Source organism: Nonomuraea composti, from assembly GCF_012034275.1.
Classification (GTDB): Bacteria; Actinomycetota; Actinomycetes; order Streptosporangiales; family Streptosporangiaceae; genus Nonomuraea; species Nonomuraea composti.
Genome location: NZ_JAATEP010000162.1, coordinates 1 through 592, shown reverse-complemented (window position 1 = coordinate 592; position 592 = coordinate 1). Strand labels below are relative to the sequence as shown.

The following is a 592-nucleotide window of genomic DNA, read 5'->3' as shown; positions in this document are numbered from 1 at the left end:
GGCCAGCGCGGCGGCGTCGTTGACGCCGTCACCCACCATCGCCACGGTCTTGCCGTCGGCCTGCAGCTTCTTGACCACGTCCACCTTGTCGGCGGGCAGCACCTCGGCGATCACCTCGTCGATGCCCACCTCTTGCGCGACGGTCCTGGCCACGGCCTCGTTGTCGCCGGTCAGCAGCACCGGGGTCAGGCCCAGCGCTTTGAGTTGGGCGATGGCTTCCCTGCTCGTCGGCTTGACCACGTCCGCGACCACCAGCACGGCCCGCGCCTTGCCGTCCCAGCCGACCGCGACCGCGGTGCGGCCGGCGGCCTGCGCCTCGTGCAGGTCCCGCTCCAGGGCGGCGGGCAGGTGCTGGGACCACTCCTCCAGCAGACGCGGGCGGCCGACCAGGACCGCGTGCCCGTCCACGATCCCCTGCACGCCCAGCCCCTCGACGTTGGCGAAGTCCTCCAGGGCGGGCAGGTCACCGACCCGGGCGGCGGCACCCCGGGCGATCGCCTGCGCGATGGGGTGCTCGGAGGCGTGCTCCAGCGCGCCGGCCAGGCGCAGCACCTCTTCCTCGCTCTCCCCCTCGGCCACGTGCACGGCGGTC

At 74.2% G+C, this 592-nt stretch carries 1 protein-coding gene; it reads right to left on the bottom strand.

Annotated features, from left to right (window positions below):
* The coding region (locus HCN51_RS57795) for an HAD-IC family P-type ATPase (RefSeq protein ID WP_168022237.1) at positions 1 to 592 on the bottom strand (592 nt) is incomplete at both ends.